Origin of the sequence: Mesorhizobium sp. M7A.F.Ca.CA.002.05.1.1, assembly GCF_003998335.1 — a bacterium.
Lineage (GTDB): Bacteria > Pseudomonadota > Alphaproteobacteria > Rhizobiales > Rhizobiaceae > Mesorhizobium.
Window position 1 is genome coordinate 1 of record NZ_RZQI01000945.1, and the last position, 2,240, is coordinate 2,240.

Annotated in this window: 2 protein-coding genes; one reads left to right on the forward strand and one right to left on the reverse strand. The window is 62.3% G+C overall.

The window, feature by feature from the left end; genetic code table 11:
• A partial coding sequence (locus EN939_RS30890; RefSeq protein WP_148129586.1) for a 3-deoxy-7-phosphoheptulonate synthase class II occupies positions 1-993 on the forward strand: 993 nt, incomplete at its 5' end.
• 104 nt (positions 994-1,097) lie between these two features.
• Here EN939_RS30890 and EN939_RS30895 read toward each other — a convergent pair.
• The gene (locus tag EN939_RS30895; protein ID WP_127271420.1) at positions 1,098-2,168 is read right to left on the reverse strand and encodes a diguanylate cyclase; all 1,071 of its coding nucleotides are present in this window, start codon (positions 2,166-2,168) and stop codon (positions 1,098-1,100) included.
• Positions 2,169-2,240 lie beyond the last annotated feature (72 nt).

Below are 2,240 nucleotides of genomic sequence, written 5' to 3' on the forward strand. Positions count from 1 at the left end.
CTGCCCAGCTATCGCGGCGACATCATCAACGGCATCGAATTCGACCCGAAGTCGCGCATTCCGGATCCCGCTCGCCAGGAAATGGCGTACCGCCAGTCGGCGGCGACGCTCAACCTTTTGCGCGCCTTCGCGCAAGGCGGCTATGCCAGCCTGGAGAATGTGCACCGCTGGATGCTCGGCTTCGTCTCCGACAGTCCGCAGGGCGAGAAATATGAGTCTCTTGCCAACCGTATCACCGAGACGATGGACTTCATGAAGGCCGTCGGCATCACTTCGGAAACCAACTACGCGCTGCGCGAGACGGATTTCTACACCAGCCATGAGGCGCTGCTGCTCGGCTACGAGGAGGCACTGACGCGCGTCGATTCGACCTCCGGCGACTGGTACGCCACGTCAGGCCACATGATCTGGATCGGCGACCGCACCCGCCAGCCCGATCATGCGCATGTCGAATATTGCCGTGGGATCAAGAACCCGCTCGGGCTGAAATGCGGTCCTTCGCTGACGCCGGACGGCTTGCTGGAGCTGATCGACCTGCTCAATCCCGAGAACGAGCCCGGCCGGCTGACGCTGATCGCCCGCTTCGGTTCCGACAAGGTCGCCGACCATCTGCCGAAGCTGGTGCGCGCGGTGCAGAAGGAAGGCCGCTCCGTGGTGTGGTCGTCGGACCCGATGCACGGCAACACGATCGAGGCCGCCGGCTACAAGACGCGGCCGTTCGACCGCATTCTCAAGGAGGTCCAGACCTTCTTCGAGGTGCACCGCGCCGAAGGCACGCATCCGGGCGGCATCCATGTCGAAATGACCGGCAAGAACGTCACCGAATGCACCGGTGGCGCGCGCGCCATCACCGCCGAGGAATTGCAGGACCGCTACCACACCCATTGCGATCCGCGCCTTAACGCCGACCAGGCGATCGAACTGGCCTTCCTGGTCTCGGATCTGTTGAAGAAGAGCCACCCGGTGCAGCACAAGCAGGCGGTCAACGGCTGATTTTCGCGCAGTCCGAATAAGATCCACGAAAGGGCGTCCGAGAAATCGGGCGCCTTTCATGTCTGCGCTAGTCCAGTGTTCCCGGCACCAGCGGGCAGGGACTGTCAGTCCTTCTTGTAGAGCAGCCAGCTCTTGCCGGCCCGGCCTGCCATCGTCGAGTGCTTGGTGACCCGGTTGCGGCCGCTGACCTTGGAGCGATAGAGCGCCCGGTCGGCCTTGGTGTAGAGATCTTCGGGTCCTTCGGCTTCGGACGCCATGCAGATACCCATCGAGACGGTGACGGTGCCGTAATTCGTGCCGGTCTGGCTGCTGGTGAACGGCGTCTGCTCGATCAGGGCGCGAATGCGCTCCGCAACGTCATAGGTGGCGTCCTCGCTGGCGCCCTCGATGATCAGCGCGAACTCCTCGCCGCCGGTGCGGGCGACGAACATGTCGCCGCGAATGCTGGTCTGGAAAATATCGGCGATGCTCTGGATGATCTTGTCGCCGACCGGGTGGCCATAGCGGTCGTTGATATCCTTGAAGCGGTCGATGTCGACAAGAACCAGGGCGTTGAACAGGATACCCCTGTTGCTGTTGTAGATCCTGGTGATCTCCTTGTCGAAGGCGCGCCGATTCCAGATATGCGTCAAGGGATCGGTGTCAGCCAGGCGCTTGTACTCCTCAAGCTTCGACTTGACGCTTTCGAGTTCGGCCGTCTTGTCGCTGAGCGTCGAGGCCACCTGCCGGCCGTGATCGATCGTCGAATTGGTGGCAACCGCCATGGCGTTGGCGATCTTCTGCAGGAGATCCTGAGAGAGAAGGCTGCGTCCGCTGAGGCCGCTCGATGTCTCATCGAGGATCCTGCCGTATTTCTCGATGTGGCTGCGCTCGCTCCGCAGCAGCGAAGCAACCTCCTCGAGCTCCCTGGCAATGACGTCTCTGGCATGCTCTACGATGCCAGGGCCATGGTTGTGGGCAAAGAAAGTGCGCCCGATCTGGTCCAGTTCATCCTGTGTCGGCCGGCTGGCCAGCGAAACGACGGCCAGGCTGAGTTCGCGATTGGTGCCGCTCAGGGCCTCATAGAAGATCTCGTAATTGCGCGGCAGGCCGAGCACGCCCAATTGGCGCATTGTCGCGACAACAGTGGCTGCGATGTCGGTGCTTCGTTCGGTCGGGACAGCTGCCGGCTGCATCTTGGTTCTTCCCCTCGGATCCTCCGCGGAATTCGCGGTTTCCCTTTGTCGCCGAGCCCTGGGGAATGCGAC